At 59.7% G+C, this 15,881-nt stretch carries 5 protein-coding genes; all 5 read right to left on the reverse strand.

The features are described from left to right. Positions 1-176 precede the first annotated feature (176 nt). The 5 genes from AC0TN7_RS05810 to AC0TN7_RS05830 all read right to left on the reverse strand — a co-directional run bounded on the left by AC0TN7_RS05810 (position 177) and on the right by AC0TN7_RS05830 (position 15,771). Positions 177-779, reverse strand: a complete 603-nt coding sequence (locus AC0TN7_RS05810; RefSeq protein WP_139125337.1) for a hypothetical protein — start codon at positions 777-779, stop codon at positions 177-179. 198 nt (positions 780-977) lie between these two features. Beyond that, entirely contained in the window at positions 978-1,331 is a 354-nt protein-coding gene (locus AC0TN7_RS05815) for a DUF6911 family protein (protein WP_159125937.1), read from the reverse strand. Between the two features lie 54 nt (positions 1,332-1,385). Next, positions 1,386-1,751 (reverse strand): hypothetical protein, encoded by a 366-nt coding sequence (locus tag AC0TN7_RS05820; protein ID WP_219984292.1) that lies wholly within the window; start codon positions 1,749-1,751, stop codon positions 1,386-1,388. Beyond that, complete coding sequence (gene cdiA, locus AC0TN7_RS05825) at positions 1,748-14,059, reverse strand: contact-dependent inhibition toxin CdiA (protein ID WP_473701918.1); 12,312 nt, start codon at positions 14,057-14,059, stop codon at positions 1,748-1,750. The genes AC0TN7_RS05820 and cdiA overlap by 4 nt, the downstream gene beginning before the upstream one ends. A gap of 14 nt (positions 14,060-14,073) precedes the next feature. Beyond that, positions 14,074-15,771 carry a ShlB/FhaC/HecB family hemolysin secretion/activation protein gene (locus AC0TN7_RS05830; RefSeq protein WP_473701930.1) on the reverse strand — a complete coding sequence of 566 codons (1,698 nt, stop codon included), beginning with the start codon at positions 15,769-15,771 and terminating at the stop codon, positions 14,074-14,076. Positions 15,772-15,881 lie beyond the last annotated feature (110 nt).

A 15,881-nucleotide genomic window follows, 5' to 3' on the forward strand; every position in this document is an offset into this window, starting at 1 on the left:
TAACACACCATCTTTAAGGATGGTAACAAAACTACCATCTGGTTGAGTAACAACAACATCATTTCCTTTTATTCTGAAGAATACATCACCACGACTGGCTCCTGCTCCTGCTCCTTGCCCTGCAAATTTCCCTGCAACAACTTTATCTGGATTAGAGCCTATATCATTTATAATACTTAAAACACGTTCTCGCTCGGCCGCATTTGATGCATTCCCACCAAAATCTTCAACATGTTTACCAAGTTTTTCCCAATCTGTGCATTAGTTACTGAGAACTTGGCACTAGCGCCAACACCAGAAGTTGGTACGGATATTTTCCCTGGACCAGGAAGATATCGAGAAATTTCATCACTGACTTTATTGATTAGTTTAGACGCAGTTTCAAGATCGCCCGCTTTGAGTGCCTTATCTACACCTTTTAGTAAAGCCCCAGCTTCATCACCCAGTCCTGGCATGATATCGATAACGGCCGCCAGATAGCCCAGCGCACTGTCCGCTTCCTTAAAGCTCTTGATATCCCCGTAAAGAGGGATAAAGTCGCAGCCTGCTTCCGCAAAACCTGCCAGCAGTTCATCCCGGTGGGCGTCCATTTTCGCACCACAGACCGCTGCACTGAGTCCGGCGCAGTTCTTCGCCTTAAACTCGTCAACCGCGTTTTTCAGTTGCTGCTGCGCATCCTTGTATCTGTCCTCCGGCTTTTTACCCGTTGCCAGATATTCAGCAACATCACTCAGCGAGTTATTCTCAACAACAACTCTTTCCGGTGCGAACTCAGCCACCGCAACCACTTTTCCATTTTCTTTCAGTTGGTTACAACTGCTTTTCCCTGTTGTATTTTATGTCCAGGATTTTTGCGCTGTTAAGCGTTTTTGGGGCCACAGACGCTACCGCCCTGCCGTGACACAAGGTCTATCGCGCCACCATCATATAAGCAAACTACAGCATCACTGCGGACGCCGAAATCTTGGATTTATATTTCAATTAAGAAGTTCCTTTGATACATTGCCAGTATCGAAGAACTCCCTAAAGATCCTGACAACAAGATCATAATTTTTTGTAAGCTGACTTGCTGGCCAGTAATCTCCGAAAATTAACACTTTTTCATCTGGTTGTGTTAAATCAGTAATTGACATAACCTCATCATCTTCGTTCAAAAACGTAACCAGATAGAAACCTTTTTCCATTCTTACTTGTACTTCTGAGATTAAATAACCTTCGCAGTCTAATCTGTCGACGGTTACACAACCACTAAATAAATGAACTTTGGCTAATAAGTTAACAATATCTTCCCAGCAATCAGGCTTCTTTTCGACCGTACACGCTACGGGCATTGTGGGTAAGAAGCGGTCGATAAAACGATCCCGGCTCTATGGCCGGGATCTGTCTTACTTAATAGGATAATTATAGTGCTCTGGTATTTTATAATTCTCTGGGAAATCGGCTACATGGGGAATTTTGACATAACGATCAATATCTTCTCTCGTTTGTTCAAAAATCCCAGATATTCCTGATAAAAAAGTTGATATCCGTAACAATGCTGCCTGCATTGCTAATTCATCTTTATTTTCTTTTGCAGCAAAAAACAGCTCGATTGTTAAGTTAAGATTTTTCATATTCTTTTGAAAACTTTCAACTATTGAATAATCTTCAGCCAAATAAAGATCATCCTCAACGAGTTCTTCCCCTGCCTCATGCTTTAACAGCTCCAAATAGACATCTTTAAATTTATCTAAATTACTGATATCAATCATTTAGGCAATCTCCGACCTTCGGCTTTAGCTGCCTTGGTCTTTGCATCATTAAACGAACCATCAATATTCAGGACAGCTTTAACTTTTCCTTTACTATCAAAAACTTCGATATGATCTTTATGTAGCCCATCAAGATAGTACTTATCGCCTTTAGCAATATAATCTCCAACAGGCTTCTTCGCTTGATAAATACTCTGCCCCTGAAATATCTGACTAGTTTTCTGAGCATTATCTTTCATTTGGCTACCAAAACCGGGTTGCTTGAAAAATTCACCCATATTTCCAATCGCGCCTTTATTCGGCTGATATTTACTAACTCCTCCGAAAGCTGCCGCCGCCGCACCAGCTACAATATCAGCCTGAATCGCATCCAGACCATAATCTTTCTGAAGGGCTTCCGAGACTTTGTTGGTTGAAATAACTCCATCGGCCTGGATCTGATGCATCCATGTTGCAGTAAGATCATAAGCCATCTTTGCCGGAATGTCCTGACCCAGTGCTTTATCCAGCGCATGCTTCACCGCCATGCTATCAGCCAGCACATCACCATATTTCTGCTGACAGGTCGCCGGATTGGCCGCACAGTAACTGATAAGCTGCTGTTGCTGGGAGGTACTTAATTCCTCATACTTTCTGATAATGCCATCACAGTCACCGCCGCTGGCCTGACAGGACTTCATTTCAGCAGACCAGGCATCTATCTGTTTGCTGCTAAGATAATTATTCTCAACCGTCGTCTTGCCCGCCTGAGCCGCCGCTACCGCGTTCGCGCTGCTGTCTCCGACAAGCCCACCAGCCAGGCCAGAAGCCAGTGTCGCCAGCGCAGATACCGCCTGTTTTTCTTCCTCGCTCAGTTCGCTGACCTGTTTGCCAAAACCGTCAACCGCAATCTTACCAGCCAGCTCACCCACCGCTGCACCGGCTGCAGCGGACGCCGCATCTCTGCCGGAAGCGGCTGCAAGTGCGGCGTTGACAACCGCATGGGCCAGCACGCGTCCCTTAAGATCCTTCTCCGGGATGGCATTCGCGATGGCATTGGCGATATACGGCGCGGCACCGCCCGCAATCGCAGCTTTAATATCGCCACCTGCCAGCGCCTGGATGGCCGCCGTTGCTGCCGTGATGGCGCGCTGGGTGCTCTGCCCCGTTCCCATGCCAGACTGGTTAAACGCTTCGTTATAGAAGGTCTGGTACATCTGGTCATGAATCGCCTGATCGGTAACCTCTTTACCGTCTTTTTTCAGCTGGCTGATGGCGGCGTTACGCGCATCGCTGCCCGCGGTTTTCATCTTCTCGTTGGCCGCTTCCGTGGCCGCAATCTTGCCGTTGGTGCGCGCAATATCCGCAACCTGATTGCCGATCTCGCCAATCATTTGCGCGGTTTGCAGGCGTTTCTGCTCTTTCTCTTTGTTAAAGATCGGGTCGATGCTGCCGTTGGCATGGTCAGTGTCACGGCTGAGCGTGCTGACGTCCTGCTTCTGGTTAGCCTGGTCGCGAACAATGATAGCACCGTCGGCTACCGCTGATTGCGTGGTCCCTTCAGCATGGCCGCTGCCGCCCATTCCTGCCAGCATTGTGCTGGCCATGTTGCTAACCAGATTACCCGCAACCCCGGCGCCGCTGCTGAAGCCGACACCCTGATGTTCAACCTTATACTCCGCCTTATTGTTGATGTCCGTAAAGCCCAGCGTACCGGTCTCAAGACGGTTTTTGTCTGCATCAGCACGGCTGGCAATCACCGCACCGTCCAGCTGCGTATGGTTGCCAACGTTAATATCAAAGCCGCCTTTGCCAGCGAAGATCCCGGTCTGCTCCTGGACCGAGTCGTAGTTGCTCTTCATCTTGTCGCGGCTGATGCTAAAGCTGCCGCTACCGCTGCCCGCTCCCCAGGTGTAGCTTGCACCCGCATTCATACTCTGCTGTTTGCTGTTGTATTTGTCGCTATCCTGCAGGCTGCTGAGGGTCAGGTCGCGCCCGACATCCGCCGTGACCTTATCGCCGTTGACCTGCGCGCCTTTAAGTACCGTATCGCGGCCGCTGGTCAGGTTGACGTTCTGTCCGGCATCCAGCGTCGTTTCGTTCCAGGAGGTTCCATTGCCTTTTTCGCTGCCTCTGGCGGCGTTTACGCTGGCAGAGACGGTGATGCCCGCGCCATTCGGACCGGCGGTAATACCGATCCCGATTGAGCCACCCTTGCTGGAGTTACTGCCCGTCAGTTTGTTGGTGTCGGCTGCACTCGTCAGGTTGATATCCTGAGCCGCATTGAGCGTCAGATCCTTGCCAGCCTTCAGCTGACTGCCCGCCACGGTAATATCACCGCTGTTGGCAGCGTTGCCCTGACCTGTCGCCGTGATGGCGAGGTTACCCCCGGCATTCAGCGTGCTGCCGGTCGTTTTGTCCTGCTCCGAGTGTGAGGTGGATTTAGAGGACTGTCCGCCAATGGAGGCCATCACGCCGAACGCGCCATTGTTGGTGGGATCGCTGCCGTTAGCCGCTTCAGCGAGACGGTTGGCCTGCACGGCCTGAACACCCGACAGTGCCGCTTTGGTCGCCTGAAGTGCGGCGAGACGGCCATCGCTCTGGTCTTTCACCGCCATTGCCGTGCTGGCCGCAGTGTTCACCGCGTCACCCACTGCGCCGGAGAGGGCAATCGTCAGGCCACTGCTTTTCTGCTTGAAGGTTTGATCACTGGTGAGCCTGTCGTGGCCCGGCTCGATCGTCACGCTGTCTCCGGTGAGCGCCATATTTTTGCCAGCCACCAGATCCGCGCCGCCGACATGCAGCTGATTACCGGCGGCAATATCAACGCTCCCCCCCGTCGAGCCCACCGTACTGAAACTCTGGCTCTGGGTGGTGCCCTTCTCACGGAGATCCTGGGTACTTTTGCTGCTGCCGATGGTGAAACCAATCCCGCCCGAGCCCATCAGGCCGGATTTTTTCTCTTCCTTAAAGCGCCAGGAGGTATCGCTGTTCGTCGCTGCCACAATATCGACGTTGTTGCCCGCCTTAAGCTTCACGTCGCCGTCGCCCGCCACGGCGGATCCCTTCACCAGCAGGTTATTGCCCGCCACCACCTGCACGTTATCGCCGCTCAGCAATGAGCCGGATTCACGCGTCGCGCTGTTCTCCTCGATGGTGTGGGTGGTTTTCTTGCTCAGGAACCCTTTTTTGGTTTTGGTCTGCTCTTTGTAGTGATAATCGCTTTCGGTTGCGGTATTGAGATTGACGTCGCGGCCCGCCGCCACGCCGATATCACCCTTCGCCGTTACCTGCGCAGCTTCGGTGGTGACATCGCGCCCGGCGAGGATTTGGGTATTCGCCCCGCTGGCGATCTCGGTTCCCTGCTGGCGTACCGATTCGTTGATGACGGTTTTCTTGCCTGACTTATAGCTATCGCCCTGCGTGGTCTCTTCCGCCGCCAGATTCACGTCGCGACCCGCCTGCAGCCCGACGCTTTTCTCCGCTGCCAGCGCGGCGGCCTGAGCGTTGATATCCTGCCCGGCCTTCAGCACGAGGTTATCGCCTGCGGAAATCGTGGTGCGGTCGAGCCCGGTGCTGTGGGACTCGCTTTTCCCTTTACGGCTGCTTTCGCTGGTCTGTGCCGCGTTCAGATTGAGATCGTTGCCCGCGCTCAGCCCCGCGCTGCCGCCCGCCTTCAGGTCGCTGGCGGTCACGTCAAGGTTGTGCCCGGCGTTCACCAGCAGGTTGCCGCCCGCGGTGACGTTACTGCCCTGATACGTGACGGACGAACGGCTGGTTTTCGCCCGGCTGGAGCTGAATGCGTCGTTGATCTGATTCGCGTTGACGGCAATATCGCCCCACGCGTTCAGCAGCATATCGCCGCCGGAGGCCAGGTTCGCCCCGGTAACGGTGATGTTTTTCCCCGCCTCAAGCGACAGGCCATCCTGCGCGGTAATAGACGCCGTGTTGCCCAGCAGGGTGTCTTTCAGGCCGATCTTGCCGTACTTCCCTCCGGCGTTGATATCAATCTGCTCAACCTGGGTCAGGTTGTTGATGCTGCCGTCCAGGCTCTCCAGCGCGACCGTTTTGCCGCTGATGGTGGAGCTGATGTTATTGATATCGCCGATGGCGCTCAGGTTCAGATCGCCGCCTGCTTTCATCAGGCCGTTGTTGAGGTTGCTGATGCTGTTCTGGCTGTCGAGCGTCAGGCTGTTTTTCGCCAGCAGCGAGCTGCCGCTGTTGGTGATGTCGCCGCCCTTCAGGGTGACGTTGTTGCCCGCGATTACGCTGCCGTTATTGACGGTGACGTCCTTCGGCGACAGGTAGAGTTTCGGCACCATCACGGTTTCACCGTTGACGGTGGCTTTCTCCCACCACAGCAGGCTGTGGTCGAGCGCGGCAATCTGATCGGCGGTCAGCGAGACGCCAAACTGCAGGCCCAGCGACTGCTGCGCCGCCGCGGCGTTATCCATCAGATAGCGCATCTGATCCAGATCGGAACCGATGCCGTTCAGGTAGCGGTTACCGGTCTGGTTGAGCATCACGTTGGAGACATAGCGGGTATCGAACGCCGCATCACCGAGGAAGCGGTAATCGTAATCCGGGTTCAGGTTGAGACGGCCGAGCATGTAAGACGAGCCGAGGAACTGCTTCTCGTCGGTAAACGCCAGCCGCGTCTCCTGCGGCGCCGTAGACGACGGTTTGACCCCGAGCATCGCGTTCAGATCGGCAAACAGGGCGGGATCAAGCTGTCCGAGACCGTTCAGTTTCGGGTTGATGCTGATCAGGTACGGGCTTTTCGGGTTATCGGAGAAGACGAAATAGCCGTTGTTGCCCGACGGCAGCGGGTAAGCGCTGGTATCGACGCGCTGGCCCTGATAATGCCCGACGGCGCCGCCCTGAGCGGTTCGGAGATCGGCGGTGGTGACCCCGGCGTTCGCCAGTGCGCCCAGCTGGCCGAGGTTCGCGTTGCCTTTCTGCCTGGTGCCAATATTGCTGAGAGGCGTGCCGGACGCGCCGCCGTTTTCCAGCGCGCCGCCGCCGTTAAGCTGCTGTAGCGCACCCTGGAGCTGATCGTTCCACTGCGGCGAGTTCACCGCCACGGTGCCGGTAGCGTTCAGCCCCTGTTTTTGTACGCCGCTACCGACACTCTGGTTGCTGAGGGTGTTCAGCGACGGCGTGGAGATGACGTTGCTGACGCCACCAGCATTGGCGGTGGTATTAGTGTTGCTGATGTTGCTGGTGAAGTTTGCGGTGACGTTACCGCCCGCCTGGATGACGGAACGATATATTGTTCCTCCGGATCCTTCGTCCCGATCATCACCCTGTGCAACATAGTGAATGGGGGTCTTCTTATAAACATCTGCGTCGACCGACGCGGAGGGATTTGCTTTACGATTATATTGCTCACGGTCGGCAACATATGTCCTGTAACGCGTCACCGTACCATCAGTCCATGACTGATTTTGCAGAGTCGTACCAGAAAGGAACATATCTTTCGCGGCAAGCAGTGTACTGGCATTATTTTCCAGTTGTCCCGCCTGAATGACCATCCCCTGGGCTGAACTAATCCGTCCCGCTCCACCATTTGCGGACACAGTTTGTGTCGTTCGTAAAATCGCAATCTCTTTCGCCGGACTGTTTTTCATCGGCATCGGAGTAGCTATATCCCTGCATGTAGGACCAGCTCCGTGCCCAGGACTGCCACCGCCGCTGCAGGATTCCATGACGATATAGCCATAATCGGTTCCCGCGATCAGCTCAGAAAGAGGGATATCCGCATAGCCGTCCTTCAACCACTTGACCTGCTCCATCAGGTTTTCGGTTTTGCTGTTAAGCACCACCAGACCATCCCTTTGGTTCAGCAAATGCCCCGTCCTGATCGCAATATCCCCATTCTGCGTCTCAATATTCCCAGACGTGTTCACCACCTGGCTGTTCGCATTCCCTGCCGCATCCCGCTGCATCCACAGGTTGTTTCCCGCCATGATGTCGCCGCGCTGGTTGGTGATGCTGTCGGCAAACAGCGCCAGGTTATTCGCCGCGTACAGCAGCGCGGTGTTGACGATGGCGCCCGGCGCGCTCAGGGTCAGCGAGCCGCGCGTGCCGGTGAAGCCGTCCACGGTAATATTGCTCCGGCTGGCCACGGTGATATCGCCCCCGCCCTGCACCGAGCCCGCGGCGTTCAGCGCCACGCTGCTGCCGGAGAGCGTACTCGCGCCGCCGCCGGTGGTGATTTGTCCGTTGTTGCTGAGCTGCCCGCCCGCATTCAGGTTGACCGCCTGCCCCTGCAGCACGCTGCGGTTATCGATGTCGCCGCCGCTGTTGATGGTGAGGGTTCTGCCTGCCGCCACGGCGGTCCGGCTGGTAAACGCGTTCGTCAGCTGCAGCGTTAAGTCCCCCAGGGAGACCAGCTGGCCGGTGAGGTCCAGCCCCCGGCTCTGCAGCCACAGGTTGCCGCCGCTCAGCAGCTTACCGCCCGCGCTCTGGGTCACCTGGTCGGCATTAATGTTCAGCTGCGCGTTGCCGAGCAGCGTGCCGCTGTTGTTCAGCTGGCCATAGTTAACCGTCAGCTGTCCCGCCTGGGTGGTGCCCTGGCTGGCAAGCGTGGTGCCGGTCAGGGTGGCCCGGTCGGCCACCCACGTGCCGCCGTTGATGGCGTTTGCCGCATTGAGTATCAGGTCGGTGGCCTGCAGCCAGCCGGTGCCGGTGAACTGCGGCGTGCCGAGCGTCAGGCGCGCGCCGGAAAGCAGCCTGCCGTCGTTACGCGCCTGGGAGGAGGCTGTCACCCGCGTCTCGCCGCCGCCCTGGATCAGGCCGTAGTTAAACAGCGCGGGCGTGGTCAGCGTCAGCGCATCGCGGCTGACGATTTCGCCTCCGCTGTTGTTGGTCAGCGTCCCGCTGAGGGCCAGCGTCGCGCCGTTATCGCCCTGCAGACGTCCGTTGTTGGTGAGCGCCCCGGTGGTGATGCCGAGCGTGCCCCCCTGCATTTTGCCGTCGCTGGTGACGGAGGCCGCCGTGACGTTCAGCGCCCCGCCGGACAGCAGGGTGCCGCCAGACTGCTGGCTGACCGCGCCGGTCTGGCTGAGGGTCAGGCCATTCACGCCGCTGATGGCGCCGCTGTTGCTGAGCGTGCCGCCGGTCAGCGTCAGGTTTTTCGCCGCCCACTGGCCCTGGTTCGCCAGCGTGGCGGCCTGCAGCGTTGCCGCACCCAGCGCGGTAATCTTACTGCCCGTAGTCCCGGTGAGCGTGTCGGCCAGCGTCATCTGCAGCGCACCGGCGCTCTGCACCGCGCCGCTGTTGGTGAGCGACCGGGCGTTAAGCAGGATGTTCTGTGCCTGCCAGCTGCCGGCGTTGGCCACCGCGCCGGACGCAATCGTCAGCGCGCCCTGGGTGAGAAGCTTGCCGCCTGCGCCGTTAATCAGCTCCTGCTGCGGCACGGCCATCGCCATGCGCGCCATCAGCCGCTGCTGCCCCTGAACGGTCAGGCTCTGCAGACCGGTTAAGGTGCCCTGGTTGTTAATGCTGCTCTGATGCAGCGCGAGGGTGTTCCCCTGCACGGTGCCGCTGTTTTTAAGCGTGCTGCCGCCGAGCGTCACATCGCCCTCGCTGAGGAGCTGCCCGCGGTTATCCAGCGTCTGTGCGGTGATATCCGCCCGGCCCTGACTCATCAGCGAGCCGGTTGAGGTCAGCGTGCCGCCGGTCGTGGCCGTCAGCGTTCCCTGGCTGAGCAGAGACCCGCCGTGCGTCCAGTCGCTGGCGCTGATGTCCGCGCCGTTCCCCTGCAGCGTGCCCTGCGTGGTCAGCTGGCCTGCATCCAGCGTCAGCATGCCGCCCGAGAGGGTGCGCGAGGTCGCGCCCGTGGTCAGCGTGGTGCCGGTGAGCGCCAGGCCGTTCGTTCCCTGCATCAGCCCGCCGTTGTTCATATCGCGGGCAGTGAGGGACAGCGTACCGCCCGTGATGCGCCCCGGGTTCGCCAGGGTGTCCGCGGTGAAGGCGGTCGTGCCGCCGCTCTGCAGCAGCCCGGTATTGGTTAACGCCCCGCTGAGCGTGCCGCTGAGTCCCGTCTGCCCGTTCATCGTGCCGCTGTTGGTGAGGGTGGTGCCGGTCATGTCCAGCGTCGCACCCTGCAGCGTACCGGCGTTGGTCAGCTGTCCGCCCGTCAGCGTGAAGCCGCCGCCGGAGAGCCATTTACCGTTCAGCTCGTTGATAAAGCGGTCGGCGGTGGCGTTAACCGCGTTGCTGCCCTGCATCAGGCCGCTGTTGCGCAGCTCAATACCGCCTGCGGTCAGCGTTTTGCCCGCCACCGTGCCGCTGCTGGTCAGCGTCGTCGCGTTAAGCCTGGCATCTTCGGTGGCCACGATGTTCCCGGTACTGGTCAGGGCATTGCTCAGGCCCAAATCCAGGCTCTGCGCCTGAATATCGCCCCGGTTCGTCAGGTCGCTGCCCCTCAGGGTGAAACCGCCGTTCACCAGCAGCAGACCGGCGTTATCGAGCGTGTCGAGGGATAAGTCCAGAGGACTGCCGCTCACCAGCTGCCCGGTGGCGCCGTTGCTCAGCGCGCGGGTGGTCAGCGCCAGCGTGTCGTTGCCCTGAAGAATCCCGGTGTTGTTCAGCTGCGCGGCCTTCACCGTGAGCGCTTTCCCGGCCAGCTGGCCGTCGTTGAACAGCTGCGCCGCCGTCAGCGTGAACAGGTTCTGGCTGAGCAGGGCGCCCGTGTTATCCAGCCTGCCGGTCGTGGAAAGGGTCAGGCCGTCCAGCGCCTGAACGCTGCCCTGGTTATTCAGGCTCCCGGCCTCAAGCGTCGCGCTGCGCCCCTGAAGGCTGCCCGCGTTGCTGAGGGTTTGTCCGCTCAGGGTCAGGGTCTCGCCGCCCGTCACCTGGCCCTGAGGCTGGTTCGTGAAGGTGTTCCCGGACCAGGCCAGCGTGCTGCTCCCCTGAAGCAGGCCGCTGTTCTGCAGGTCACCCCGCAGGGTCAGCACTTTTGCCAGCAGCTGGCCCCGGTTATCGGTCCTGCCGGCCTGGACGTCCGCCGCCTGCTGGCTGAGCACCTTGCCGCTGTTGGTCAACGCGCCCGTCACCGCCGCAGTGATACCCGCTTCACTCAGCGCATTGCCGGTGTTGATCCACTCGCCGGTGGCCAGGTTCAGGGTGTTGCCCTGCAGCAGCCCGGCGTTGTTCAGGGTGGTGTGGTGCAGGTCGAGCGCGCCGCCGGAGAGCAGCATGCCCGCCTGCTGGTTGCTGAGCTGTGCCCCGGTCGCCGTGAGGGAATGTGTCCCCTGCAGCGTGCCGCCGTTGGTCACCGACGCGCTGTTAAACTGCGCGTCGGTACCGGCCATCAGCCCGCTGTTCGTCAGGCTGGCGGCGGTCAGCGTCAGGCCGTTCCGGGCAATCACCCGCCCGCCGGCATCGTTGCTGGCCTGGCGGGTCAGGTTCAGCAGCAGCGCGGTGGCGCTGAGCTCGCCGCTGTTGGCCAGCGTGTCGCCGTTAAGCGTCAGCGTTCCGCTGCTGCGCAGCGCGCCACGGTTAGTGAGGTCTGCCACGCCGAGCGTCAGCGCCGAGTCCCCCTCAACGGTGCCCTGGTTCTGCAGGCTGTCCGCCGTGATGTGCAGGTCGCTGGCCGCTATATTGCCCGCGTTAGAAAACGCAGTGCCGTTCAGGGTGAGCCGGTCGTCCGCCAGCAGGCGTCCGGTATCGGTGTTGGTCAGGCTGAGATAGTCGCTGCTCAGGCTGACGCCGTTGATTTCGCCCAGGTTTGTCAGCGTGTCGCCTTTCATGCGCAGCGTGCCGTCGGTGGTGATAAGCCCGCTGTTAGACAGTACCGGAACGTTCAGCGTTAAATCCTGCGTGCTGTAGACCGACCCGCCCGCGAGGTTCGTGAGTGACCCGGTCTTCAGGCCGAGCAGGGTGGTCCCCTGCAGCAGTCCGCTGTTCTCCACCGAGGCAGCGTCCAGCGCCAGCGTACCGGCAACCAGCGTACCGCTGCTGGTGATGCGCCCGGGGGCCGTCAGGGTCATGCGGTCCGCTTTTGCGACGCCGGACTGGAGGATGTTCTGTCCGCCGAGCGCGATGGCGCTGGCGGTAAGCTCTCCGCCGCTGGTCAGGTCGCCGGTCGCGTTAAAACTCAGCGTGTCACCGGTGGATTTCCCGGCGTGCGCAATCGTGCCCGCCGTCACCGACAGGGCCCCCTTCGCCGCCTGCGTGCCGTTCAGCGCGGCATTCTGCGCCTGCAGAGAGAGCCCCTGCCCGCTCTGCAGATGCGCATCCTGGCCGGTGGTCAGGTCGCCGGTGCTGACGGTTAATGCCCCCGCCGCGTCCGTCTGCCCGTTCAGGCTGGCGCTGCGGGTCGCGGTAAGCTGTACATTGCCCTGGCTGGTGGTGCGGGACGCCTGACCGCTGGTCAGGGTGCCGGCCTGCGCCGTCAGCGCCGTCGCGCCGGACAGGGTGCCGTTCTGTTCAAGCGAGCCTGCGGTCACGTCCATCGCGCCGTCAGCCAGCAGGCTGCCGCCGTTACGCAGGGTCTGCTGCGCCGTGACGTTTGCATTGCCTTTCGCGCTCAGCGTGCCCCGCTGCTCCAGGGTTCCGGCGCTTAGCGCCAGGTTACCGGCGCTCTGCAGGGTGCCGTTATTGGTGACCGTCTGCCCCCTGAGGGTGACGTCGCTGCCCTGCGCCGTGCCGCCGTTTGTCAGGTCTCCGGCGTTCACGTCCAGATGACCTTTCGCCGCCAGCTGGCCGCTGCTGGACACCCTGTCGCCGGAGAGCGCAACGTCGCGCCCCGCATTCACCTGGCCCTGGTTACTGACGGTGCTGCCCGTCAGGCGGATATCGCCCGTGGCATCGGCCCGGCTCTGGCCGTCCAGCACCATCTGTCCGCCGCTCAGGGCCAGACTCTCCCCTGCCGAGACCGCACTGCCCGTGGATGTCAGCGTACCGCCGCTGCTGAGGGTCGCGCGGGCATCGCTACCGCTGCGGGTATTCGTCAGCGTGATATCTTTTCCGGCCGCCACGCTGAGCGCGCCCTTGCTGGTGACGCTGCCGCCGCGCTGCGTCAGGCTGCCACCGGTGGACAGCGTGGTGTCGGCCTGACCCGTCAGCGTCGCATCCGCAAGCGCCATTCCCTGACTGCTCGTGACGGTCAGCGCCCCGCCCTGTGCCGACACGCCGCCGCCGCTGACGGTCAGGGTGTCTTTACTGTCCAGCGTCGCCGCGCCGCGGGAGACCAGGGAGGTATTGCTGAGCGTCATCCCCTGCCCGCTGCTGACCACAAGCGCCCCCGCGCTGTTTGTCCCGCCGCCCGTCACCTGCACTTTTCCCGCTGCGGAAAGGCGCATATCGCCCTGGCTGGCGAGCGTGCTGTTATTGAGTTCCACATCCTGCGAGCTGGTCACATTTAGCGCACCCCCGGCCTGATGGCTGCCGCTGAGGGCCACTCCCGCGCCATTCGCGGTAATCGAGCCGCTGGCCAGGCTGTTCGTGACCGTCAGTTTGCCGCCCGCATCCAGCTGAATGTCGCCCTGGCGCGCGGTGAGGTTGCCGAGGTTCACTCCCACGCCCGTCTCGCTGGAGACCAGGCGGATACGGTTGGCATACATCCCGCCGAGCGCGCCGGTATCCACGGCCACCACGGGCGCGGCGCCCTCACCGGCAATCGGTTTGACGCTGCCGTCCGCGCCCACGCGGTTCGCCCCTGCCGTTACCGTCAGGTCGTTCGCATGTATCGCGGCGTTCACTTCCGTCGCGCGCGCAATGATCGACAGCGCGTCGCTCTTGCTGGCATCCAGCCCCTGGCCTTCAACCGTGATGGCGCCTTTCGTCACCTCCAGCGCCTGCAGGTTACCGCTGGCGTCGAACTGCGGTTTCCCCGTGGTCAGGGTGACGTTCGGGGTGTTGATAAATCCGCACCCGTTACAGGTAATGCCGTACGGGTTGGCCACCATAACGTTTGCTGCTTTACCGGCGACTTCCGTGTAGCCCTGCAGCTGCGAGCGGCTGGCGCCCGTGACTTCGTTGATAATGCCTTTCGCTTCCCGCCCGGCCTGCAGGTTGGGGTTGTTCTGGATAAGCCCGCCCAGCTGGGTCCGGGTTAAACGGTCCGTGCCGTTATTGAGGATAAGCCCCTCTTTGCCGACGTTATACTCACCGAACTGGTTATGCGAGATACCCGCCCCGTTGGGCGTGGCGATGTTGACGACCGGCACCCCGTTCCCCGCCCGATCGACCGTGGTCTGCCCGGTCGGCGTCAGCGCCGCCGCGACGGCAGGTGCCATCGGCTGCCAGACCATTAAGCCGCAGACAATCCAGCTGATCAGACGCTGCGAGAAACGAACGGGTGGGTGACGGGTATCCATAGTCGTAGAGTCTCTTAAAGCATGAAGGCAATGCGCCAGTTAACGCTCACATGATCCGGGCCGAGCCAGTCGGGGTAGTGCAGGGGCGTCCCGACCGAAATCTGGCTGCTGTACCAGCGCCCTGCGCTGCTCAGCCCCACCGAGCCTCCCCATAACGTGCCGGAGGCAAAGCGGTCCTGACGGTCTTTTTCCAGCCAGCCGCCGTCAATGGCGACCGTTGCGCTCACCGCGCCAATCACCGGAAGGGTGAAGAGGGAATACCCCAGCTCGTTACGCCAGTAGCCGCCGTTGTCCCCGGACAGGTACTGCTCTTTAAAACCGCGCACGGAGCTTTCGCCGCCGAGCGTCAGGCGCTCGGAGCCGTACAGCCGGTCGGGCGACCACTGGCCGTAGGCGCTGGTCAGCCACCAGGCATTACGGGTAATCGGCCGCTGGAAGCTGGCGTTCAGACTCCATTTGCGGAATTCCGCCCGCGGCATATCCCCGGACTTATCTTCGTCGGTTTCGGCACTGAACCACGGCATGCCGTGGCTCCAGGTCGGGTTGAACGTCGCCACGCCGCCCAGCATTTTTTGCGTATGCGTAATGCCCAGGACCAGGCTGGAGAGGTTGCGCGTGCTGCTCTGAAGCGGCGCGTCGTTAAGCCAGTTGCGGCTGGAGCGCTGAACCACGCCTGCCGCAATGCCGGTTTTGACATCCCCGTTGCGGAAGACCACCCAGGACGCGTTAACGCGGTGGGTTCTGGTATCGCCCGTGGAGAGCCAGTTGAACCCCTGGTTACTGATGGTGGTCCGGTAGTTACTCCAGGCGTAGCTGTAGTCCAGTAATCCGTAGCCAAACGGCACGCTGACGCCCGCCTGGAAATTCTGCGCATCGTACGCGCTGGCAAAATCACTGCTGCGCCCGCCGCTGACAAACCATTTATCCGCCAGCCCCAGCATATTATTCGCGGTGAGCACGCCACTCAGCTGATCTTCCCCGGTACTCTTCTGCCCGCTATTATCCAGGCTTACGGTTGCACTTAAGGGAAATTCCGGTTTCGCCGTGAGATTAACGATGGAATATCCGGCCTGCGTCCCCGGAAGAATTTCAATCTGAACCGGGTCGGTACGCAAACGGTTAATTTGCTCCATGCCCTGTTCGATGTCGCGTAAATTAAGAATGCCGCCCACCCGTCCCGGAAACGCCATTTTCAGCATGCGCGGCGTTTCGCCTTCCAGACGGATCGCTTCCAGTCTGCCTTCCAGCACAACAATATTCAGCTGGCCGCCGGAGAGATCCTGCTCGGTAAGAAAAGCGCGGCTGGTGATATATCCCCGGCTGATATACCAGTCAGAAATATGGGCGAGAAGTTCCGTTATTTTCGCCATATCCAGACAGCGGCCCTGCCACGGCGCGACAAGGGTCTGCCGGGTTTTCGGGGGGATTAAGGTCGCACCGGAAAGGGTAATGGTATGAATGGTGAAACAGGGCCCGGAGCCGGTAACAGGCAGCGGCCTGGCAGGCGTGGGGCGAGGAATACTGCGCTCCAGCTCTTCACGCTGTTGCTGGTTCTGTAATAAAAGCTGCTGCTGTTGCTGTTGAATGGAATCGCGATCGGCTGGCGACAGCGGCGCAGCATTGGCGCGCGCTAAAAAAAAGACAGCCAATAAGATAGCAGCAGCATAATTTACTAATGAAATTATTCTATTTTTTATTTTGGAGCTATTCATCCATGCCACAAAAACGTCCGCAATGATTATTTTTGTAATATAAGAGCATTCTTAAGGCGAGTATATCTAATTTGCATTAGGGCACCTAAAATTAATAGTTCTTTCAGAAA

Source organism: Enterobacter sp. PL_is511 (assembly GCF_055816065.1).

What these genes read in the sequence shown, in the direction of transcription:
- AC0TN7_RS05815 (WP_159125937.1), bottom strand. Translation starts at nt 1,331, where the DNA reads ATGCCCGTAGCGTGTACGGTCGAAAAGAAGCCTGATTGCTGGGAAGAT.
- AC0TN7_RS05820 (WP_219984292.1), bottom strand. Translation starts at nt 1,751, where the DNA reads ATGATTGATATCAGTAATTTAGATAAATTTAAAGATGTCTATTTGGAG.
- cdiA (WP_473701918.1), bottom strand. Translation starts at nt 14,059, where the DNA reads ATGGATACCCGTCACCCACCCGTTCGTTTCTCGCAGCGTCTGATCAGC.
- AC0TN7_RS05830 (WP_473701930.1), bottom strand. Translation starts at nt 15,771, where the DNA reads ATGAATAGCTCCAAAATAAAAAATAGAATAATTTCATTAGTAAATTAT.